Raw genomic sequence first — 21,034 nt, forward strand, 5'->3', positions numbered from 1 at the left:
GCGGCGCATAACGGCAGGCCTCGCGTGGCCGGCATCGCATAGCAGCTATGCGCCGGAGCGCGGTGGCACAGGACGCCGCCCTGCCTAAAGTTCGATCACGACAATCGGAGACATCGACCATGAATGGACTTTTCAAATCCGCAGCTGCACTCGCCCTTGCGCTGGCCGCAGCCTCGGGATGGGCGCAGGCCTACCCCTCCAAGCCGATCCGCGTGGTCGTTCCCTTTCCTGCCGGCGGACCGGTGGACCAGACAGCGCGCGCACTTGGCGCCAAGCTGAGCACGTCTCTGGGTCAATCCATCATCATCGACAACAAGGGCGGCGCCGGCGGCCTGCTCGGTGCCGACGCGGTCGCCAAGTCAACGGCCGACGGCTACACATTGCTGTTCTCCTCGGCGGGGGCGCTGGCCATCGTGCCGCACATTGCGCCATCGATGCCTTACAACCCCCAGAAGGACCTGGCTGCCGTGACCCAGGCGCTGAAGGTGCCGGCGGTGCTGGTGGTGGCCGCGGATTCAAGATTCAAGACCTTCGCGGACCTGAAGGCTGCGGCCACCGGCGACGCCAGCAAGGTCAACTATGCCTCCGCCGGCAGCGGCACCACGCCGCACCTCCAGGCCGAGCTGCTCAAGCGCGAGGCCAGGCTGAACATCAACCACATTCCCTACCGCGGCGCGGCACCGGCACTGACCGACCTGATGGGCGGGCAGGTGGACATGATGATGGTCGACATTCCCGTGGTCCTGCCGTTCATCCAGTCGGGCAAGGTCCGCCCCCTGGCCGTGACCAGTGCCAGGCGCATTCCTGTCCTCAAGGATGTGCCGACCGTCGGCGAGCTCGGAATGCCGAAGGCGGAGGCCTACAACTGGTATGGAATGCTGGCTCCCGCGCGAACGCCGGCCGAAATCATCGACAGGATGTACGGTGCTGTTGGAGCCGCATTGCGCTCGCCCGACCTGAAGCAGCAGTTCGAGCAGCAGGGCGTGGAAGTCGTCGGCAGCAGCCCTGCGGAGTTCGGACGGTTCATTTCCACGGAGTCGGAACGCTGGGGCTCGCTGGCCAAGGCGGTGGGCGCGAAGCTCGATTGAACCTGGGCGCTGCGCCTCGGCGGTTTCAGGCGCGCGCCGGCGTGGCGCGCTTGGCCAGTTCCAGCTTGGCGATGGCGTTGCGATGCACTTCGTCGGGCCCGTCGACGATGCGCACCGTGCGCTGGTGCGCATAGGCTTCGGCCAGCCAGAAGTCCTGGCTGACGCCGGCGGCGCCGTGCGCCTGGATCGCCCAGTCGACCACCTTGCACGACATGTTGGGCGCCACCACCTTGATCATCGCGATCTCGGCGCGCGCTTCCTTGTTGCCCACGGTGTCCATCTTGTAGGCCGCATTGAGCGTGAGCAGGCGGGCTTGGTCGATGAGGCAGCGCGACTCGGCGATGCGCTCGTGCCAGATCGACTGCTCCGCGAGCGGGCGGCCAAAGGCCACGCGGCTGCGGAGGCGATCGCACATCAGTTCGAGCGCGCGCTCGGCGGCGCCGATGGAACGCATGCAATGGTGGATGCGCCCCGGGCCGAGCCGCCCCTGCGCAATCTCGAAGCCACGCCCTTCGCCCAGCAGGATGTTCGCCGCGGGAACGCGCACATCTTCCAGCAGCACTTCCATGTGGCCATGCGGTGCATCGTCGTAGCCGAACACCGAGAGATGGCGCAGCACCGTGATGCCCTTGGTGTCGCGCGGCACCAGCACCATCGACTGCTGCGCATGGCGCGGCGCGTCGGGGTCGGTCTTGCCCATCACGATGAAGATCTTGCAGCGCGGGCTGCCCGCGCCCGAAGAGAACCACTTGCGGCCGTTGATCACGTACTCGTCGCCCTCGCGGCGGATGGTGCACTGGATGTTGGTGGCGTCAGACGACGCGACGGCCGGCTCGGTCATCAGGAAGCCCGAGCGGATCTCGCCCGCGAGCAGCGGCGCCAGCCATTCGTCCTTCTGCGCCTCGGTGCCGTAGCGCTCGATGGTTTCCATGTTGCCGGTGTCGGGCGCCGAGCAGTTGAATACCTCGCCTGACCAAGACACGCGGCCCATCACCTCGCACAGCGGCGCATAGTCGAGATTGGAGATGGCCGGCACGTCGCGGTGCGGATGGGGCAGGAACATGTTCCAGAGGCCGGCCGCGCGCGCAACGGGCTTCAGTTCCTCGACGAGCGGCGACACCTGCCAGGCATTGCCCTGGCGGCGGAAGGCGTCCATCTCGTGGTGGTAGCGCGCTTCGTTCGGATAGATGTGCTGGTCGAAGAACTTGTTGAGGCGTTCGAGCAGATCGCGGGTCTTGGGGGAGGGTTCGGCAAACATGGGAGCGTCCTTTCATGGTTGCGAGCAACCTGGCCAGACCGCTCGCGTGCAAAAGATTTGAACATCGCGCGCCGTCGAATGCCGTCCCGCAAGCGACGGCGAACGCCGCGCTTCACGACGGTTGCCCACCTGGCGGAGTCCGAGCGTATCAACGCCCCGTGAAAACCGGCGCGCGCTTCTCGGCAAAGGCGCGCTGGGCTTCCTTCGCATCGTCGGTCTTCGCGATCTGCGCCGTCATGTCCTGCTCGTAGCGGTAGCCGTCCCGCAGGCTCATGTCCTCGATCACGTTGAGGGTGTGCTTGCCCATCCGGGTGGACACGGGGCTCTTGGATGCGATGGTGGCCGCGATCTCGCGCGCCGTGGGCATCAGGTCCTCGGGTGCCGTGCAGGCCTCCACGATGCCGAGGCGGTACAACTCGGCCCCCGGCACACGCATGCCCGTGAGCATCATGCGGCGCAGGCGCGAATGGCTGAACAGGCGCATGGCATGGCGGCAGCCGCCGAGCAGGCCGACGTCGACCTCGGGCAGCCCGAGCGAGGCCTTCTCCGAGGCGATGAGGATGTCGCTCGAAGCCGCCATGGCAAGGCCGGAACCGAGCGCGGCACCGTTGATCGCGCAGATCACGGGCTTGGCGCATTCGCGGATCGCGTGGAAGCATTCGCGCGTGCGGCGCGAGTGGGCCATCAGATCGCCGGGTCCCTTGATCACCTCGGCCCGTCCCTTCAGGTCGGCCCCGGCGCAGAACACCTTGCCTTCGCCGGTAAGGATCACGACGCGCACGTCGTCCATCTCGGAGATCTGGTCCAGGGCCCGGGTCAGCTCGTCATTGAGCACGCGCGTCAGCGCATTGACGGGCGGTGCGTCCAACGTCAGCGTGGCCACGTGATCGGCGATGGCCACCCTGAGCTGAGAGAAGTTGTCCATGATGTCTCCTGATGCCATCGGCCGGCATGTGGAGGACGAGTCTACGGGCCGCTCGCGCGGGCGCCGAGCGCCATCGCGGCACAGCAGCTATGCCTTGGGAGACATAGCGTCACGGCGGCAGTCCGATAGCCTGCCGTTCGGCCGCTCAAGAACGGCACGCCTTCAACTGCTCTCGAGGCTCCAATGCACGCGGGAAAAGTCGCCCGAGGCCAAATCCTTCTCGTGGATGCTGAAGGTGAAGGTACCGGCATCCCAGAAGCAGAACCCCGGGTTGTCGTCGGAGTCGAGCATCAGCAAATTGATCCACTCCGCCGGCAGGCCGCCTCTGTCGCGCGAAGCCTGTTCCTGCGGATTTTCATGCTGGGTGAAAACGTGGGCGTTCATCAGGTGCGCACCGTGCCCGCGGTCACCTTCGTCGGTCAATTCGGTTTCGAGTGCCCAGTAGGCCTGCTGCAGCGTGTCGTCCTCGGCAATCTCGAGCAGTACCGCGTCCTCCCCGATCAAACGCTTGCCGGCGTTGTAGAGACTGGGCAACGACACGGTGGCGTCGACCCGGACCTTGTAGCCTTCGTACGCATCAGCCACGTTGGAGCCATCGACAAACTCCGCATCCTCCGGCCAGGCGTAGGTCCGCAGCGCAGTTGCCGGCGCATTGGAATGCACAACGCTTACGCCGTCACCGTGCTCTTGCCCTTCGCCGAAGAAATAGAGCCTGCCCGTGCGCGGCAGCCACGACTGCAGCGGCGCGATCTCTGCCAGATCGATCTGGGCGTAGAAGTGCCAGTGCTTTCCCTCGGTCATCGGATAGCCGACGTCGGATGGCAGGTCCGGGGCGCCGCCGATCCGCGTGCTGCCCGGAATTGCGTAGTCCTCGAGGGCCGTCGTGCGCAGGCGCAGCGCCTGGCGCGCATGGCGTTGAAGCGCGGTTTCATAGCGCTCGAGCTTGTGCCGCGCCAGGGCCTCGCCCAGCCGCGTCGTATGCCAAGGACTGCTGCGGGCCATGAAGGCCTCTCGGTCGACAGTCACCTGGACATCGGGGCGGTAGCGGATATCTCGGAACAGAGCTTCGTTCTTCTTCTCGACGTTGACCTTCTTGATATTCTTCAGTGAGCCCGGCAGCGATTCGAAGGGATTGCCCTTGATGCTCAACACCTCGAGGGCGGGCAAGTCACCTACCGATGCGGGCAATGTCCTGAGTCGATTTCCATCGAGCAACAGCCGCTGCAGGCGCGTGAGCTGCGCGACGCTGTCGGGCAGTGCGTCGAGTTGTCCGTGTTGAACCGACAGCACTTCCAGCTGGTTGAGCGCACCCAATCGCTCCGGCAGGCGGGCGAGAACAGGGCTGCGCAGGTACAGCTCACGCAGATGGGTCAATGTGCAAAGGGATTCGGGGAACGCAGTGGCGGCCTTCGCCGGGTCGCTGTTCCACAAATGCTGCAACGACAGGAACTCGAGCTGGGTGAAGCGCAGCAGTTCGTCGCGCCATTGCCCATCCCATTCGCTCTCGAGCAGCCGCCGTACGCGTTCCGGTGGCGCGCCCATTGCCTCCTCCAGGCTGCCATAGGTGTGCGGGCGCAGTTGCACATTCCCTGGCGGGCCGTGCCAGACCACATGCACGGGCGTTCCCTGTTCGTCCGTCTCGTAGTCATGCCGCAACAGGCCGTGCAGCTCGATTCGGTCGGGGCGCAGATCGATCTCACCGAAGAAGCGCGTGCCGAAATCGAAGCCCTTCTCGAAAAAATGGAAGTCGTGGGTCATCGGCCGGCGCTCGGGATACTGGATCCGGCGCCGCGGCGTGTCATGGTTGTCGTAGAAATAGAAGGTCGAGGCCCAGAACGAAGGGGCGATCTGCCCCACCGCAGGGTTGTCAAGGCCTTCCGGATCGAAGGGCGGCGAGTGCAGTGCCTTGTCATATGCTATCGGCAGCGCCTTGAGATCGAAGGACATGCCACCGTCCTCGAAAACGACCTTCGATTCAGGGTCTGGCTGAAATGCGCACTTGCCGATCTGGAACTGGTTGGGCATGAGAGCGACGGTCTCCAATCAGAAACGAGCGCTCAAGCCTATCAGGTGGCAGGCGCACAGAGCACCCGGGGTCAGCACAGGCTGGCCGCTGGACGGTTGTGCTTCCGCTGAGGTGAAGGAGCGCGCCACCGCGGTGCTCGACAACATCGGCCTGACCGTCGATGCTGCCGCGCACGACGCCTGGTTCCGAGCCAAGGTGCAGGAGGCCGTGGGGGATCCGCGCCCGGTTGTCCCGCACGAGAAAGTTGAAGCGCATTTCGCCAAGCGCCGGGCAGCTGCGCTGCTCAAAGCGGGTCAAGGCAAGGCGTGAGGCTGAAACGGTTGCCGTTGGCGATGGATGATCAAAGCGGCGAGACGAACATGGTCCGCCTCGTATTGCGGAATGCAGGCCGCACGCGCGAACTCCAGGCTGTGGCGCGCACGGCCAGCCACGCGGGGCTGCCCAGGGCTTGGGGATCCGCGAGGTCGTAGCAGGCGTAGTAGCGCGGTGAACCGATGGGGTCGATGTAGCGCGCGGCCCCGACGGTCCCCGGCACGGCGGCGAGGCCGGGCAGGTGTTCCTGCGCATACCAGGCATTGAGCTCGTCCTCGAACTCGGGCAGCACGTCCGTCTCCACGACGTAGTGGTGCGTTGCGGCCCGGCCGGCCGAGGCACCCGGCACTTCCTGCAGGCAGGCGAGCCGCCGCCATTCGCCCGTGCCGCCTTCGGCAGGCGGCGTGGGGCCGGGCACGTAGAAGTAAGCCAGGTGCCCGTCCACGGCCTGCCACGATCGCGCTTCGCGCAACCACGCGCGGCTCGACTCCGCCAGCGGGCCCGCCACGGATGCGTCGTGCCTGAGAAGCCAGAGGTCTTGCATGCGGGGTGCCTCGTTCAATGCGCGACATTCAGCGCGACAAGCAGGCGCGACACCATGTTGTAGGCCGCCACGGTCGCCACGACTTCCACCACGCCCTTGGCGTCGAAGTGCTGCTGCACGCGGCCCATGAGTTCGTCCGGCACCAAGATCTGGCGGGTCATGGCATCGGTCAGCTCCAGCACCAGGCGCTCGGGCGGCGCGAACACGCCGGACAGCATGTCCTGGCGCACCGCGTCGATCTTCTCGGCGCTCACGCCCGCCTTCTGCGCATGGGGCACGTGCGCGTCGTACTCGAAGCTTGCGCCGTTGAGCACCGCGACCCGCAGGATCATCAGCTCGCGCAGATCGGCCGCAATACCGGTCTGGTTGCGCACCGCCGTGAGCATGCGCTCCCAGCCCGAGGCGATCGGCCCGCTGTTCAGCAGCACCTGGTAGAGCAGCGACACGCGGCCGCGCTCGGCCATGATGCGCGACTCGATCTCGGCCAGCTCCGGATGCGTGCCGGGCTGCACGAGGGGTACGCGGATGGATGTGCTCGTCGTCATCATTCGGCCCTGATGTTCTTGGCGCGGATCAGTTTCGCCCACTTCTCGGTGTCGCGCTTCTGGATGGCTGCGAGTTCCTGCGGGGTGGAGCCCACCGGCTCGGTGCCGGTCTTCAGCAGTTTCTCGCGCACCGCCGGGTCGGCCAGCGTGCTGCGCAGTGCCTTGTTGATGGCCGCGACGACATCGGGCGGCGTCTTCGCAGGCGCGAACAGCGCATACCAGTTGTTGGTGTCGACGCCCTTGATGCCTTGCTCTTCCAGCGTCTTGACGTCGGGCAGCGAAGGATGCCGCTTGCCCGACGCCACGCCGAGCGCCTTGAGCCGCCCGCCCTGCAGGTGCCCGAGCAGCCCGGGCACATCGCCGAAGAAGCCGCTGATCTGGCCGCCCATCAGGTCCGTGATGGCGGGAGCGGCGCCCTTGTAGGGCACATGAAGCAGCCTGGCGCCGCTCGCATCGGCCAGCTGTTCGATCGCCAGGTGCGGAATGCTCCCGGTGCCGGAGGAGCCCATCGGCGTCGGCTCGGCGCGCTTCTTTGTCGCCGCCACGAACTCGGCCGCGTCCCGGGCCGGGTTGTCCTGCTGGGCCACCAGCAGCTCGACGTTGTCGACCACCAGCGAGACCGGCACGAAGTCGCGCTGCATGTCGTAGGGGAGCTTCTCGTACAGCGAGGAATTGATGGCTGCCGCACCCACGCTGGTGAACCACAGCGTGCTGCCGTCCGGCGCCGATTTCATGACATCGACGGCGCCGATCGCGCCATTGGCGCCCGGCTTGTTGTCGATGATGACCGTGCGGCCCAGCTCCTTGCCGAGCTGTTCGGACAGGGTCCGCGCGACCGCGTCGACAGGGCCGCCCGATGTGAACGAAACGACGATCCGCGTCGTCTTCGGTTGTGCGTGCACGGCGGGCATCAGCAGCGCGGCGAATGCGGCCGCGAGAAGGTAGCGCTTGATCATGGATGTCTCCGTCTTTTTGTATGGACTCGAATCTCAGTCGCAGCGCGCGGTCATGCCGCCGTCGACGATCAGTTCGGTGCCGGTGATGAACCGGGCCTCGTCGCTCGCCAGGAAAAGCACCGCGCTTGCCGTGTCGCGGCCGTCGCCCATGAAGCCGAGCGGAATGCGCTTCTGCCGCTGGGCCAGCAACGCATCGACGTTGCCGCCGGCGCGCTGCTTCGCCAGCCGCGTCTCGACCATCGGCGTGTGCAGCTGGCCCGGCACGACGCTGTTGACCCGCACGCCTTGCGCGGCGTGCTGGACCGCGATCACGCGCGACATCTGGATGACGCCGGCCTTGGTCGCGGCGTAAGCCACCTGCGCATTGCCGGTCCAGCGCAGGCCCGAGGTGGACGAGATGTTGACGATCGCACCCGCGCCCTTCGCGAGCATGGTGGGGAGCACCTGCTTGCAGGTGAGGAACACGCTCTTGAGGTTCACGTCGACCTGCAGGTTCCATGTCTCCTCGGCCAGCTCCACCGGCCCGCCCGCAGCCGATCCGCCCACGTTGTTGACGAGGATGTCGATGGTTCCGTAGGTGTCCAGGCAGGCGGCCGCCATGGCCGCGACGCTCTCGCTGCTCGTGACGTCGCACAGCCACGGCGTGATCGATGCGCGGGCGTCGCCGGCCAGCTCGAGCGTCTCCTCGAGCCGGGCGCGGTCGCGGTCCACCGCCAGGACCTTGGCGCCTTCCTCGGCCAGGCGCACGGCAATCGCGCGGCCATTTCCCCAACCGGCGCCGACGCACCCGGCGCCGGTCACGATGGCCACCTTGTTCTCGAACCGCGGGCTCATGGCTGGTCTCCAAATTGGTAAAGGCGTTGCGGGTTGTCGACCAGCAGCGCTTGGCGCGCGGATTCGCTCGGCGCAATCTCGGCAATGAGATCGACGAGCTGCTGCTCGTCGGGCATCGGTCCCGCATGGTTGGGATGCGGCCAGTCGTTGCCCCACACCACCCGGTCGCCGAATTCCGCGACCAGCTTTCGCGCGAAGGGCTGGGCGTCGGCATAGGGCGGCCCCTGCCGCGTGATGCGGTCCATGCCGCTCACCTTGACCCAGAAGCGCTCGTGCGCCATCAGCCCGAGCAGCGCGCGGAAGTCGGGCTGGTCCAGGCCCCGCGAGGCATCGATGCGCCCGATGTGGTCGATCACCACCGGCGTCGGCGAGCGGCGCAGCGCGGGCGCCAGGTCCGAGAGCAGGGCCGGATCGCCGTGGATCTGCAGATGCCAGCCAAGCGGCGCCAAGCGGCCCGCGAGCGACAGCACCTCCTCGATGGGGGTGTGCCGGCCCAGGTGGCCCATGAAGTTGAAACGGACACCGCGAAAGCCCATGGCGTCCAGGCGCCGGAGCTCCGCGTCGCCGACGTGGGTCGGCAGTAGCGCGATGCCGCGGTAGCTCGAAGGCCGCGACGCAACGGCATCCTCGGCGGCCCGGTTGTCGAAGCCGTGGCAGGCCGACTGCACGACCACGCAGCGCTGCAGCCCGAGCCGGTCGTTCAGCGCGTAGAGGGATTCCTTCGGCGCATCGGCCTCGGGAACGAAGCTGGCGCCGTCGGCGTAGGGAAAGCGCGTGCGGGGCCCGAACACATGGCAATGGGCATTGCAGGCCCCGGAGGGGAGGGTGGAGGTCATGCATGCAGTTTCCCGGCTGCGGGCGGCATCCGTAAGGACACCGTCCCTATATCAGCTATGCTGGCTGGCTATGGAACTTCGCCAGCTTCAGTACTTCGTCGCGGTGGTCGATGCCGGGAGCTTCAGCCGCGCGGCCGTGGTGCTCGACCTGGCGCAGCCCAGCCTGAGCAGGCAGATCGCGCTGCTGGAGGCGGACCTCGGGCAGCGCCTGCTGGTGAGAACCGGGCGCGGCGTGACCACCACGGATGCGGGCGAAGCCCTGCTCGTCCACGCGCGCGCCATGCTCGAGAGCTCCCGCCGCGCGCGCGACGAACTGGGCGAGATGGAGGAAAGCCCGGGCGGCCGGATCGTGGTCGGGATGCCGCCGCGGGTGGCCCTGGGCTTGAGCGCGCCCCTCATCCGACGCTTCAGGCAGAGGTTCCCGCGCGCCGTCATCACCGTGCTCGAAGGCCTGAGCGTCGCGCTGCGCGAATCGCTCGTCGCAGGGCGGCTGGACCTGGCGCTGCTCTTCGATCCCGCGCCCTCGGCCCAGCTTTCGTTCCAGCCGCTGATGCGCGAGAAGCTCCTGCTGGTGGCGCCGCCCAAAAGCAAGCTGCCGGCCCGCGTCGGCTTGCCGGCGCTCGCCAACTACCCCATGGTGCTGCCCAGTGCGCCGAATGCGATCCGGCACTTGCTCGACTCGGTGCTGGGCCCGCGCGGCATCGAGCTCCAGGTGCTTGCGGAGGTGGGGGCGGTGCGCACCGTCCTGGCGCTCGTCGCGACCGGCGTCGGGTGCACGATCCTTCCGGAGAGCGCATTGAGCGCCATCGACGACGAGGCACTGCCGCGCGCACCGATCGGGCCGCCCGCCATCTGGAATGCGCTGGTCCTCGCGACGCCGACGGTGCGCCCGGCCACCCGGCTCGTGCGCGGTACGGCGCAGCTTCTCCAGGAACTGGATTTTCGTCGCCCCAACGTCGAATAGCCAACAGGCATAGCTGATATAGCGCGGGATTCCTTACGGGCTGCGACAGGCCCGCCGAGACTCCCGGCCATGCCCACCGACATCCCACCCAACCCCGCCAGGCGCGAGCCCCCGGCGGGCAAGCTGCTCTCGTACCGGCCCCGAAACTCGAACGAGACGGTCCAGATCGAGTTCCACGACCAGGGCACCGGCCCGGTCATCTGCATCCTGCCTTCGCTCGCGCGGTCGGGGCGGGACTACGACGTGGTCGCGAAGCTGTTGTGCGAGGCCGGCTTCCGCGTGCTGCGGCCCGAGCCGAGGGGCGTCGGCCGCAGCCGCGGGCCGATGGAGAACCTGGACATGCACGATTTCGCGGGCGACGTGGCGGCCGTTCTCGACCACGAGCAAACCGGGCCCGTCGTCATCGTCGGCCATGCCTGGGGCAGCCAGCCGGCGCGCGCGCTGGCCGCCGACCGCCCGGACCTGGTGCGCGGCATCGTCATGGCCGCGGCGTCGGCGGGCAAGCTCCCGCCCGGGTCGACCGAGAAGCCGTACAGCCGCCTGCGCGACGCGATCGATGGCGCGGGGGATCCGTCCCTGTCGCAGGCCGAACGCCTCGAGTGCCTGCGCAAGGCTTTCTTTGCGCCAGGGCACGACCCCAGCGTGTGGCTCGACGGCTGGTTCCCGGCCGCGCACGAGGCGCAGGGCCGTGCGCGCGAGAACACGCCGATCGACGACTACTTCTCGGGTGGAAAGACGGCGCCGATCCTGGACCTGCAGGCCGAGCACGACGCGGTTGTCATTCCCGATGTGATGCAGCCCCTGTTGGGCGAGCGGGTCACGGTCCGGGTCATCCGCGATGCGGGGCATGCGATGGCGCCCGAGCAGCCGCACGCCATGAGTGCGGCGATCGCCGAGTTCGCGCGCGGCATCTAGAAATCCAAAAGAAGAAGACACAACGTGCTGAAAAAGATCATTTCGCTGTCCAGGTTCGCCCTGCTGGGAGCTGCCGTCGCGGGCGCCCAGGTCTGCAGTGCGGACGACTATCCGAGCAAGCCCATCCGGATGGTCATTCCCTACACGCCCGGAGGCTCCATCGACACCGTGGGCCGCATGGTGGCCGACCAGCTGCAGCGGCAGCTGGGCCAGCCGATCGTCATCGAGAACACGCCGGGCGCCTCCGGGGTGCTCGGGTCGCTGAACGTCAGGAAGGCCAATGCCGATGGCTACACCCTGCTGTTCAATGCATCGAGCCAGGTGTACCTGCCGCTCGTCCTCGCCAAGAATAGCTATGACGCGGAGAAGGACTTCACCCCCGTGGGACAGATCGGCTATGTGCCACTGGTGGTGGCGGTCAACAACGATGTTCCGGCGAAGAACCTGGCCGAGTTCGCGGCGCTCGCCAAGGCGAACCCCGACAAGTACACCTGGGCGACGTCGGGCCTCGGGACCACGAGCCACCTCAGCGAGGAAATGATCAATCGCGCGCTGAAGCTCAGGATGGAGATCATTGCGTACAAGGGCGCCGTGCCGCAGCTGACCGACGTCGTCGGCGGGCACGTCTCGGCTGCGGTGTCTCCGATGCCCGGCGTCCATCCGTTCGTGCAGGCCGGCCGCCTGCGCGCACTGGCCGTCACGAGCAAGACGCGGGTGCCGAGCATGCCCGAGGTTCCGACGGTCGCGGAAAGCGGCATCCCGGGCTTCGAACTCCTCTCGTGGTACGGCATCTGGGGGCCGGCCGGCATGCCGGCGGCAGTGACCGACCGGTTGAACGCGGAAATTGCCAAGGCGGTGGACGCGCCTGCACTCAAGGCCAGGTTTGCCGAGCTGTCCTTCATTCCGGCCAAGTCCGATCCGGCGCAGTTTCGCCAGCTGATCCGCGAGGACTTGTCGAAGATCGGCAAGGCGGTCAGGGAAGCCAACATCCGGATCGACTTCTAGCCGGCGCGCGAGGGCGGCGGCTCGGCTGCGAGCAGGACCGCCCTTGCCCGGTCGCGCAGGGCCAGCAGCGGGCCCTTCAACTCCGCTTCGGTGTCCTGGATGCTGGCTGCCGTGGTGACGCTGACATTGAAGACATAGATGGGCCGCTGCGCCATGACAAGCGGCGCCGCCATGGCGACGACTTCCGGCTGCCATGAGGCCACGCAGTAGCCGTGCTGTTCGACACTCGAGATCGCGGCCCTGATCTCGTCGCGTATGCGGCCCCACTCGGAGCGCCGCGCCGCCTTGAACCTTGCCAGCAGTGCGCGGCGTTCTTCCTGCGGTGCCACGGCCAGGTAGGCCCTGCCGAGCGAGGTGAGTTCCATCGGCACGCGCTGGCCCGCGACCACGTTGCGCAGTGCGACTTTCCGGTTGTAGCGCACGGACTCCAGGTAGACCATCTCGTCCCGGTCCGGCGCGGCCAGGCCGACGTTGATGCGCATCTTTTCCGCCAGCGCCCGCATCAGCGGCGCCACCGCATTCAGCACGGGCGAGCCCGAGCGCATGGCGTGGCCCAGGCTCAGCACCGGTGCTGCCAGCCGGTAGGCCCGGCGGCTGCGGTCGTGTTCGAGCAGCCCGGTCTCGACCAGCGTTTGCGCGAGGCGGCTGACCGTCGCGCGCGAGAGGCCGGTGCGCTCCGCGATCTCGCCGTTGCCCAGCAGGTCGGCACCGGGCCGGAAGGCCCTCAGGATCTCGATGCCCCGGACCAGGGACCGGTTCAGCAGCGGGTCTTCGTGGTGCTGGCGCCGTGGCGCGGGGTCTGCAGGAGCGTGCATGGAAAGGTGGTGAAGGGATGCCGGCGAAGCCTATCCCAAATTCCATGCAATGGAAATATGGGGATGCGCGGCGGAGCCCGTGTCCCTAAGCTTGGACCCGTCGATGAGAAGAGCCGCAGCGCCGCCCTCGATGCCTGCTTTCTCACATTCCTTTTTGACGGAGACAAACCATGCAGAACCCCATAACGCTGGCACGCGCCGGGCATGCCATTCTTTTTTCGCTGGCCTGCATGGTCGGCGGTCTCGTCGCGATGCCGGCGCGCGCGGCCTTTCCCGACAAGCCGATCAAGCTCGTGGTGCCGTTCGCGCCCGGCGGCGGCACCGACCTGGTGGCCCGCACCATGGCCATCACGATGGGGCAGGAACTGGGGCAGCCCGTGATCATCGACAACAAGCCCGGCGCGGGCACGATCATCGGCACGGACGCCGTGGCCAAGAGCGCACCCGATGGCTACACGATGGTGATGGCAACCGTGGCGCATGTCGTCAACCCGAGCCTCCAGCCCAAGCTCCCGTACAACCACGAGAAAGCCTTTGCGCCGGTCATGCTGGTGGGCATTTCGCCGAACGTGCTGGTGGTTCGCGCCGACAGCCCGCTCAAGTCGGTGAAGGACGTGATCGATGCGGCCAGGGCCCATCCGGGCAAGCTGTCCTTCGCGTCGCAGGGCGCCGGCACCTCGGCCCACCTGGCCGGCGAGCTCTTCAAGAACCTGACCAGGACCGACATCACCCACATCCCTTACCGCGGTGCCGGCCCCGCCATCACCGACCTGCTGGGTGGACAGGTCGACGTGATGTTCGCGACCGCCGCAGCGGTGGGCAGCTTCGTCGAAGGCGGCAAGCTGCGCGCGCTGGCCGTGACGACCGCCACGCGGTCCGCGGCCCATTCGCTGGCGAAGGTGCCGACGATCGCGGAGAGCGGCGTGCCGGGCTATGTCGCAGACAGCTGGTATGGCCTGTACGCGCCCGCCGGCACCCCGGCCGACGTGATCGCACGCCTGAATGCCGCGGCGAAGAAGGCGGTGCAGACGGATGCCTTCCGCAAGCGGGTGGAGTCCGAGGGCCTCGTCATCAACAGCGGCTCGCCGCAGGACTTCGACAGGTACGCCAAGGGCGAGGAAGCGCGCTGGCGCAAGGTGGTCAAGGAAAACAACATCACGGCCGAATGAACGGAGATATCGAATGAACAGCAGCAGCCTGATCGAACTGGAAGTCGCGGACGGCATCGCCACCTTGTGGCTGAACCGCCCCGAAAAGCGCAACGCGATGAGCGACGACATGCGCACTGAATTCATCGCCGCGCTGGAGCATGTGGCCAACGACAAGGCGATCCGCGCCTTGGTGCTCACCGGACGCGGCAAGGGCTTCTGCGCCGGCGGGGATGTCGCCGGCATGGAACGGCGGATGCAGGCGCCCGCGGGGGAGGTCGGCTTCAACGGCTGGAGCCGCCAGCAGCGCGTGCACCACACCCAATCGCTGCTGCACACCATGCCCAAGCCGACGATCGCTGCCGTCAACGGGGCCGCCTCGGGCCTGGGGGCCGACACGGCGCTGGCCTGCGACTTCATCATCGCTTCGGATACCGCGAGCTTCACCTGGTCCTACATCCATCGCGGCATCGTTCCCGATGGCGGCGGCATGTACTTCCTGCCGCGCCGGGTCGGGCTCTCCAGGGCCAAGGAGCTGATCTTCAGCGGCCGGAAGGTCGAGCTCGAAGAGGCCCTGCGCCTGGGCATCGCCGATCGCCAGTCGGATGCCGAGAGCCTGGTTGCCGATGCGCAGCGCTGGGCGGCCGAGATGAGCAAGGGTTCGGCCACCGCATTGGCCCTTGGCAAGACGATCCTCAACCAGAGCTTCGAGCTGTCCGCGCACCAGGTGTTTGCCCAGGGCAGCCAGGCGCAGGGCATTTGCTACACCAGCACCGAGCATCGCGAGTCGGTGATGGCCTTCCTGGCCAAGAGCAGCACGAAAAACGGGACAACGAAATGACCGAACTGAACTCCATTGGCAGGCTCCTCAAGCCGCGCAGCGTCGCAGTGATTGGCGCTTCGGCGGATGCGGCCAAGACGGCCGGCCGGCCCGTGGCCTACTTGCGCAAGCACGGATTCACGGGTGAGATCTACCCGGTCAATCCGCGTGTCGATGCCATCGGTGGCCTCGCCTGCTATCCGGACATCGCCTCGATTCCCGGCACGCCCGATGTGGGCATCGTGCTGCTGGGCGCCGAGCGCGCGCACCAGGCCGTGCGCGAACTCGCGGCCAAGGGAACCGCTGCGGCGATCGTGCTCGCCAGCGGTTACACGGAAACCGGGGAGGAGGGCGCACGCCGCCAGCAGCAGCTCGTCGAGGCGGCCGGCCGCATGCGGATCCTCGGCCCCAACACGATCGGGCTGGTCAACCTGAGCGACAACATCGTGCTCTCCGCCAGCGGCGCGCTCGAGATGGAGCACTTCCCGGTCGGCGGGATCGGCGTGGTTTCGCAGAGCGGAGGCATTCTCGGCGCGCTGCTGTCGCGCGCGGCGGCGCGCGGCATCGGCCTGTCGAAGCTGATCTCGACCAGCAACGAAGTGGACCTGGACCTGGCGGATTTTGTCGACCATCTGGCTGACGACGCCGACACCAAGGTCATTGCGCTCTATGTGGAGAGCGTCCGCAATCCCGAGAAGTTTCGTGCCGCTGCGCTGAAGGCGGCGCGCGCGGGCAAGCCGGTTGTCGCGTTCAAGATCGGCCGCTCCGAAGCGGGCGCGAAAGCCGCCGTGTCGCACACCGGTGCACTGGCGGGCGCCGACCGCATGTACGACGCGCTGTTCAGGCAGGTCGGTGTGATCCGCGCCCAGACCTTTGCCGACCTGCTCGACATTCCCGTCGCATTGGCCACGGGCCGCAAGCTCCGCGGCAAGCGCGTGGCCATCCTGACCTCGACCGGCGGCGCTGGAACGCTGGTGTCGGACGACCTGGGCATGCAAGGATTCGAGACACCGGCGCCAGATGCTGCAACGGCGCAGGCCTTGCGCGCGCTGCAGAGCGGCGATCACGCGGTGCTCGACCGCAACCCCATCGACGTGACCCTGGCCGGCCTGCAGCCGGACCTGCTGCGCGGCGCCATCGACATCCTGCTCGAGAGCCCCAGCTACGACGCGCTGGCGATCATCGTCGGCTCCTCCAGCCTGGCCATGCCGGAACTGATGGCAGGCGCCATCCAGGACTGCCTGCCGCATTCGGACAAGCCCGTGATCGCCTACGTGAGCCCGCATGCGCCCGAAGTCGCGGCCTTGCTCACGCAGCGCGGTGTGCCTGCCTTTGCCGCTGCCGAAAGCTGCACCAGCGCGCTCGGCGCCATGCTGAATGCCGGCAGCTGGCGCGAGCCGGATCCATCCCGTGCGCCTGCCACCGCGGTGCCCATCGACGACCTGCCCACCGGCTCCCTCGATGAAGCCCAGGCCAAGCAGCTGTTCACCCGCTTCGGCGTGCCGTGCGCGCGCGAGGTGGTGGTGACCACGCCGGCCGAGGCCGAAGCCGCGGCGCGCGAACTGGGCGGGCGCGTCGTGCTCAAGATCCTGTCGACCGAGATCACGCACAAGAGCGATGTCGGCGGCGTCGCGGTGAACCTGACGCCCGAGACGGTGGGCGCGCGCCTGCAGGCGATGGCCGCCGAAGTCGAGAGCAAGGCCGGCGTGCGGCCCCGGCGCTTCCTGGTGCAGGAAATGGTGGACGGCGGCACCGAGCTGATCCTGGGCATGCACCGCGACCCGCTGGGCACCGCCATCCTGCTGGGCATGGGCGGCGTCACCGCCGAACTGTTCAAGGACACCACGATGCGGCTGCTGCCGCTCCAGGGCGGCCTGAGCCGCGAGGATGCGCTCTCCATGGCGCGCGAGCTCAAGACCTGGCCACTGCTGGACGGCTTCCGTGGCCGGCCCAAGGCCGACGTCGAGGCGCTGGTCGATGCCATCGTCGCCTTCTCGGACATGGCGGCGCGACTCGGCGAGCGTTTGGTCGAAGCCGAGATCAATCCGGTTTTCGTGTTGCCGCAAGGGCAGGGCGTGCGCGCCGCCGATGGCGTGGTCGTGCTGGCCGGCTGAACGAGGCAAAGCAAGCCATCCTCAAGGAGCCATCGAGATGCACGTCACACAAGTACTCGCGCGCTACGCAACCGACTTCCGGCGGCAGGATCTGCCGGCCGAGGTCCTCCACCACACCAAGCGAGCCGTGATCGACTGGTACGCCTCGCTGTTCCCCGGCCTCGGCGCGGCGCCGGTGAGCCAACTCGAAGCCGCCCTGAACGAGGACCTGGACCGCGGACGCGCTTTTCTCGTCGGCGGTCGCCCAGCCACCGCGCGCGCCGCTGCGCTGATCAACGGCACGGCAGCCCATGCGGCGGAGGTGGACGACAGCTTTCGCGAAGCCATGTACCACCCGGGCGCAGCCACCATTGCCGCCGCGCTGGCCGCAAGCCATGACGCCGGCGCCAGCGGACTGCAATTCCTGCGCGGCGTGGTGCTGGGCTATGAGGTGTCGACGCGCATCGGCGTCGTGATGGGCCGCGCGCACTACCGGTTCTGGCACAGCACGGGCACGGTGGGCAGCTTCGGCGCCGCTGCCGCCGCAGGCATTCTCATGGACCTGGACGAAGCCGCCTTCGCGCATGCGCTGGCCACGGCCGCCACCTTCACGGCCGGCCTGCAGCAGGCCTTCCGCATGGACTCCATGTCCAAGCCGCTGCATGCGGGCCGCGCGGCCGAGGCCGGTGTGCTCGCCGCCCAGCTTGCGCGCAACGGTGTCACGGGCTCGCTCGACGTGCTCGAAGGAGAGGCGGGGCTGGGCCGGGCCATGAGCGACGGGCCGGACTGGTCTCAGATCGGTGCGACGCTGGGGCAGGACTTCCACATCACCCGCCTGAGCTTCAAGAACCACATCGGATGCGGACATGCCTTCGCGGCCATCGACGGCGCGTTGGCGCTGAAGCGGCGGCATGGCATCGAGCCCGGCGAGATCGCGCATGTGCACGTGGCAACCTACCGCCCGGCACTCGACATCGCCTGCTACACGCAGCCGGCCACCGCCAACGAAGCGCGCTTCAGCCTGGGCTACGTGGTGGCGACCGCTCTGGCGCATGGCAGCGTGCGCCTGGCGGCGTATGAACCGGCGCGGCTGCAGGATCGGGCCACGCGTTCGTTGATGGAGCGCACCAGCGTTGCGGTGGACCCCGAGCTCGATGCCGCCTTTCCGGGCCGGCGCGCCGCGCGCGTGGTGATCACGATGCACGACGGCCGCCGCTTCGAACACCTGCAGCCCAACCGCAAGGGCGATCCGGAAGAGCCGCTGAGCGATGCCGAGCTCGAGGACAAGTTCATGGAACTGTCCTCGCCCGTGATCGGCGGCGCACCTGCGCGGGCGCTCTTGGACCGGCTCTGGACGCTGGAGCGCAGCGCGGCGGCGCCGAACTGAACTTCGGCGTTCGGGGCGGCCAGCTGCCGAAGCCCCGGCTCAGGAACTGCAGCTGTAGTTCGCAGCCAGCTTCGAAGCCTCCGCATCGTTGGCCGGGCCCGTGTAGCGCGGATATTGCGGATACTGGCACAGCGGCCGGCTCAGCAGGACCGCCCCTTGTGCATCGCGCTTCTCGGCGACCAGCGTGGAGGGGGCCGCGCTCTTGGTCACCCACTGGTCCAGGGCCGTCAGCAGATCCGATGAATCGGCGCCCGGTCCTCCGGCGCAGTGGTTCACGCCCGGTGCGACATAGAAGCGTGTCGATGCGTCCGCGGTTGCGGCACCGATGGCGCTTCGCATGTTCGAGTAGTACTCGACGGTCGATCTCGCGCTGAGCGCGGAATCATTTCCGCCGTGCCACAGGATCAGCTTGCCGCCGCTGTTGATGAACGGCCGGATGTCGGCATTGGTCGCGTCATTGAGCGCGGCCATGGCATAGAGGGCATTCTGGTTCTGGTCCCAGGGCGTGTAGGCCAGCGAGTCCGCGGTCCTGTCGCGGGCCAGGTAGTTCTTGACCGTCGTGTCCTGGAACAGGAACTGCAGCGCCGTCGTGACATTGCCGTCGCCCGTGACCCAGGTCCTCCAGGCGCCGGGATCGTCCTCGTTGCCTGTCAGGTTCCAGCCCGCGTTGCGGAAGGTGGGGCTGCCCGTGAAGGCGGCCTCCGTGGTCCAGGATGCGACCACGTCGAGCTGCGCGTCTGACAGGCAGGTGTCGCCAGTGTCGGTTCCGCCGGCGCAGCGCAGCGCGGCCACATTGGCGAGCGCCGGCGTGCAGGCGGCCTGGTTCGACACCACGCTGTCGACAACGCCGTCGAGCCCGTCGCAGGCGTCTCGCACGTGCTTGCTCAGGAGGGCCGTCTTCGCGGCGCTGAAAGCACCGCCAGGCACGGCAAGCGCCCTGGAATTCCGGTTGAAGGCGCCCATGAACCCGACCCAGTTGTAGGCGGGTGCGCGCGAGATCACGCCGTCGAAGAGATTGGGTGCGCGCTGCACTGCCATCAATGCTTCGCGGCCGCCATTGGAGCAGCCTTCGAAGTACGACTTGGCCGGCAGGGCCCCATAGGCCGCCGCCAGGGTTTCGGTCGCCGTCGACATCACGGTGGGTACCGAGAGGCTGCCGAACAGCTGCGCGGCAAAGGTATCGGTCAACGCGAAGTCCGCGCTCAGGACATTGCCCTGGTGCCCCGAGTCGCTCGCGACCACGGCGTAGCCCTGGCCCAGGGCCGGCACCGAGGGCGGCGAGATCGCGCCGTTATAGCCGCCGCCGCCTTGGTAGTAGAGCTTGCCGTTCCACGCCTCCGGCAGGGATATCTGGAAGTTCAGCGCCGGCGCAATCGTGCCTGTGACCTTGCAGTAAGCGGGCACGCTTGCGGCCGCGTCCTGCATGGCGGCCGTCAGCGCAGCGCCAGCCACGGTTTTTCCGTTCAGCTCGCCGCAGGCCTTCTGGGCCGTCACGGCCGGTGCGGGTGGTGGGCTTGCGGGTTGCGCAGCAGACGGGACAGGAAACAGAACGGGGACCGCGCCGCGGTCATCGGAGCCGCCGCCGCAGGCCGCCAGCATCGCTGCGCCGGCAGCAGCCGCGGCAACGGCGTGGAGCTTCGTGCGGGCCCGTGATTCCTTGGAGGAGGAGAAGAAGTGCATGTCTCGATTCCTTTGTCGGTTGTCAGCCTCTGCACCGCAACGAGATGGAGCGATGCCTGCGTGATTCTGAAAGGCGAGACCCCCGGCAACTGTTCCGGGACGGACATTCGGGGCACTGATTTCTAAGGAGAAACCCTTCGGTTTCTTCAATGCACGGCAGGCGGGTCAGGGGTATCTGGCAAGTGCCTGCCGGTCCATCACCGTGATGTAGCCGTAGCCCCGCCGGATGAGCCCGGCGCTTTCCAGTTCGGTCAATGCGGCGTTGACGCGCTGGCGCGAGATGCCGACGAGCGAACCGATTTCCTCCTGGTTGATCCGCAGCGTGGAGTCGGTGTTCGGATAGAGCACCGGATGGAAGAGGCTGGAGATCCCCCGCGCCACGCGCGCCGTCGGTTCGAGCAGCCGGTCGAACTTCACCATTGCGATGAACTGCCCGAGGCGCTCGTTCAGATGGGAGAGCATGAAGTGGTTGAACGGAATGCTTCGATCGAGCAGCCAGGAGAACGTGGCCCTCGGCAGATGCACGGTGACGGTCGGCCGCGTCGCCATGACTTCGTACTTGCGCTGCTCCGGCTTCAGCAGCGAGCCCTCGCCGATCCATCCGCTGGACGCAACCCCGGTGAACATGATCAGGCGGCCATCTACCGTGGTGTCCTGCACGCGCAGAAAACCTTCCAGCACGCCGATCCAGCTGTCGGCGGTCTCGTCGCGCCGGCACACATAGGAGTGCGCTTCATGGTGGCGAACGTACAGCGCCTCGAACGCTTTCGTTCGCTCGGCCTGCGTCAGGGCACGCGGCCAGATGCAGCGCTCGAAGAAGGCGTTGAGATCCTTGAGAGGCAGCATGCGTTACCACCGGGCGGGGCGGGGACCCTCGGCGCGG

Annotated in this window: 20 protein-coding genes; 9 read left to right on the forward strand and 11 right to left on the reverse strand. The window is 67.6% G+C overall.

The annotated features are described in order from the left end of the window. The first annotated feature begins 119 nt into the window (after positions 1-119). Positions 120-1,088, forward strand: coding sequence for a tripartite tricarboxylate transporter substrate-binding protein (locus tag L1081_RS29910; RefSeq protein ID WP_489417108.1), 969 nt, complete (start codon positions 120-122; stop codon positions 1,086-1,088). Positions 1,089-1,113: 25 nt separating this feature from the next. Here L1081_RS29910 and L1081_RS29915 read toward each other — a convergent pair whose 3' ends face one another. The 3 genes from L1081_RS29915 to L1081_RS29925 form a co-directional block, all read right to left on the reverse strand. Next, positions 1,114-2,346 (reverse strand): acyl-CoA dehydrogenase family protein, encoded by a 1,233-nt coding sequence (locus L1081_RS29915; RefSeq protein WP_489417109.1) that lies wholly within the window; start codon positions 2,344-2,346, stop codon positions 1,114-1,116. Positions 2,347-2,494: 148 nt separating this feature from the next. Next, the gene (locus L1081_RS29920) at positions 2,495-3,271 is read right to left on the reverse strand and encodes an enoyl-CoA hydratase/isomerase family protein (protein WP_489417110.1); all 777 of its coding nucleotides are present in this window, start codon (positions 3,269-3,271) and stop codon (positions 2,495-2,497) included. Between the two features lie 162 nt (positions 3,272-3,433). Continuing rightward, positions 3,434-5,296 carry a DUF1963 domain-containing protein gene (locus L1081_RS29925; RefSeq protein ID WP_489417111.1) on the reverse strand — a complete coding sequence of 621 codons (1,863 nt, stop codon included), beginning with the start codon at positions 5,294-5,296 and terminating at the stop codon, positions 3,434-3,436. An 88-nt stretch (positions 5,297-5,384) separates the two neighbouring features. On the opposite strand from L1081_RS29925, the gene L1081_RS29930 reads away from it, so the two are divergent. Further along, on the forward strand, positions 5,385-5,606 hold the full coding sequence (locus L1081_RS29930) for an antitoxin PaaA2 family protein (RefSeq protein WP_489418009.1): 222 nt from the start codon (positions 5,385-5,387) through the stop codon (positions 5,604-5,606). Positions 5,607-5,637: 31 nt separating this feature from the next. Here the strand turns inward: L1081_RS29930 and L1081_RS29935 are convergent, their stop codons facing one another. From L1081_RS29935 to L1081_RS29955, 5 genes are read right to left on the reverse strand one after another with little or no spacing between them, the layout of a single operon-like run. After that, positions 5,638-6,153, reverse strand: a complete 516-nt coding sequence (locus tag L1081_RS29935) for a hypothetical protein (protein WP_489417112.1) — start codon at positions 6,151-6,153, stop codon at positions 5,638-5,640. A 14-nt stretch (positions 6,154-6,167) separates the two neighbouring features. Further along, complete coding sequence (locus L1081_RS29940; protein ID WP_489417113.1) at positions 6,168-6,701, reverse strand: carboxymuconolactone decarboxylase family protein; 534 nt, start codon at positions 6,699-6,701, stop codon at positions 6,168-6,170. Next, positions 6,698-7,654 carry a tripartite tricarboxylate transporter substrate-binding protein gene (locus L1081_RS29945; protein WP_489417114.1) on the reverse strand — a complete coding sequence of 319 codons (957 nt, stop codon included), beginning with the start codon at positions 7,652-7,654 and terminating at the stop codon, positions 6,698-6,700. The genes L1081_RS29940 and L1081_RS29945 overlap by 4 nt, the downstream gene beginning before the upstream one ends. A 33-nt stretch (positions 7,655-7,687) precedes the next feature. Continuing rightward, positions 7,688-8,488: an SDR family oxidoreductase gene (locus tag L1081_RS29950; RefSeq protein ID WP_489417115.1), complete on the reverse strand. Its 801-nt coding sequence runs from the start codon at positions 8,486-8,488 to the stop codon at positions 7,688-7,690. Further along, complete coding sequence (locus L1081_RS29955; protein WP_489417116.1) at positions 8,485-9,324, reverse strand: amidohydrolase family protein; 840 nt, start codon at positions 9,322-9,324, stop codon at positions 8,485-8,487. Before L1081_RS29955 ends, L1081_RS29950 begins: the two co-directional genes overlap by 4 nt. 70 nt (positions 9,325-9,394) lie before the next feature. On the opposite strand from L1081_RS29955, the gene L1081_RS29960 reads away from it, so the two are divergent. From L1081_RS29960 to L1081_RS29970, 3 genes are all read left to right on the forward strand, one after another. Continuing rightward, positions 9,395-10,288, forward strand: a complete 894-nt coding sequence (locus L1081_RS29960) for a LysR substrate-binding domain-containing protein (protein WP_489417117.1) — start codon at positions 9,395-9,397, stop codon at positions 10,286-10,288. Positions 10,289-10,357: 69 nt separating this feature from the next. Then, a complete protein-coding gene (locus L1081_RS29965) occupies positions 10,358-11,203 on the forward strand; it encodes an alpha/beta fold hydrolase (protein ID WP_489417118.1) in 846 nt (281 codons plus the stop codon). Positions 11,204-11,227: 24 nt separating this feature from the next. After that, positions 11,228-12,208 (forward strand): tripartite tricarboxylate transporter substrate-binding protein, encoded by a 981-nt coding sequence (locus tag L1081_RS29970; protein WP_489417119.1) that lies wholly within the window; start codon positions 11,228-11,230, stop codon positions 12,206-12,208. On the opposite strand, the gene L1081_RS29975 is transcribed toward L1081_RS29970, so the two are convergent. Then, positions 12,205-13,023, reverse strand: coding sequence for a helix-turn-helix domain-containing protein (locus L1081_RS29975; RefSeq protein ID WP_489417120.1), 819 nt, complete (start codon positions 13,021-13,023; stop codon positions 12,205-12,207). The genes L1081_RS29970 and L1081_RS29975 overlap by 4 nt on opposite strands. A gap of 170 nt (positions 13,024-13,193) precedes the next feature. Here L1081_RS29975 and L1081_RS29980 point away from each other — a divergent pair, with 170 nt between their 5' ends. The 4 genes from L1081_RS29980 to L1081_RS29995 are packed head-to-tail and all read left to right on the forward strand — an operon-like array spanning position 13,194 to position 18,471. Then, entirely contained in the window at positions 13,194-14,192 is a 999-nt protein-coding gene (locus L1081_RS29980) for a tripartite tricarboxylate transporter substrate-binding protein (RefSeq protein WP_489417121.1), read from the forward strand. A 13-nt stretch (positions 14,193-14,205) separates the two neighbouring features. Beyond that, positions 14,206-15,012 carry an enoyl-CoA hydratase-related protein gene (locus tag L1081_RS29985; protein ID WP_489417122.1) on the forward strand — a complete coding sequence of 269 codons (807 nt, stop codon included), beginning with the start codon at positions 14,206-14,208 and terminating at the stop codon, positions 15,010-15,012. Further along, positions 15,009-17,105 carry an acetate--CoA ligase family protein gene (locus L1081_RS29990; RefSeq protein WP_489417123.1) on the forward strand — a complete coding sequence of 699 codons (2,097 nt, stop codon included), beginning with the start codon at positions 15,009-15,011 and terminating at the stop codon, positions 17,103-17,105. Before L1081_RS29985 ends, L1081_RS29990 begins: the two co-directional genes overlap by 4 nt. A gap of 37 nt (positions 17,106-17,142) precedes the next feature. After that, on the forward strand, positions 17,143-18,471 hold the full coding sequence (locus L1081_RS29995; RefSeq protein ID WP_489417124.1) for an MmgE/PrpD family protein: 1,329 nt from the start codon (positions 17,143-17,145) through the stop codon (positions 18,469-18,471). Positions 18,472-18,510: 39 nt separating this feature from the next. Here the strand turns inward: L1081_RS29995 and L1081_RS30000 are convergent, their stop codons facing one another. Both L1081_RS30000 and L1081_RS30005 read right to left on the reverse strand, forming a co-directional pair. Beyond that, positions 18,511-20,151, reverse strand: coding sequence for a tannase/feruloyl esterase family alpha/beta hydrolase (locus L1081_RS30000; RefSeq protein ID WP_489417125.1), 1,641 nt, complete (start codon positions 20,149-20,151; stop codon positions 18,511-18,513). 165 nt (positions 20,152-20,316) lie between these two features. After that, the gene (locus L1081_RS30005) at positions 20,317-20,997 is read right to left on the reverse strand and encodes a helix-turn-helix domain-containing protein (RefSeq protein WP_489417126.1); all 681 of its coding nucleotides are present in this window, start codon (positions 20,995-20,997) and stop codon (positions 20,317-20,319) included. Between the last annotated feature and the right edge of the window lie 37 nt (positions 20,998-21,034).

Origin of the sequence: Variovorax sp. MSC1_012 (assembly GCF_023667525.1) — a bacterium.
In the GTDB taxonomy this organism is placed as follows: domain Bacteria; phylum Pseudomonadota; class Gammaproteobacteria; order Burkholderiales; family Burkholderiaceae_C; genus Variovorax; species Variovorax beijingensis_B.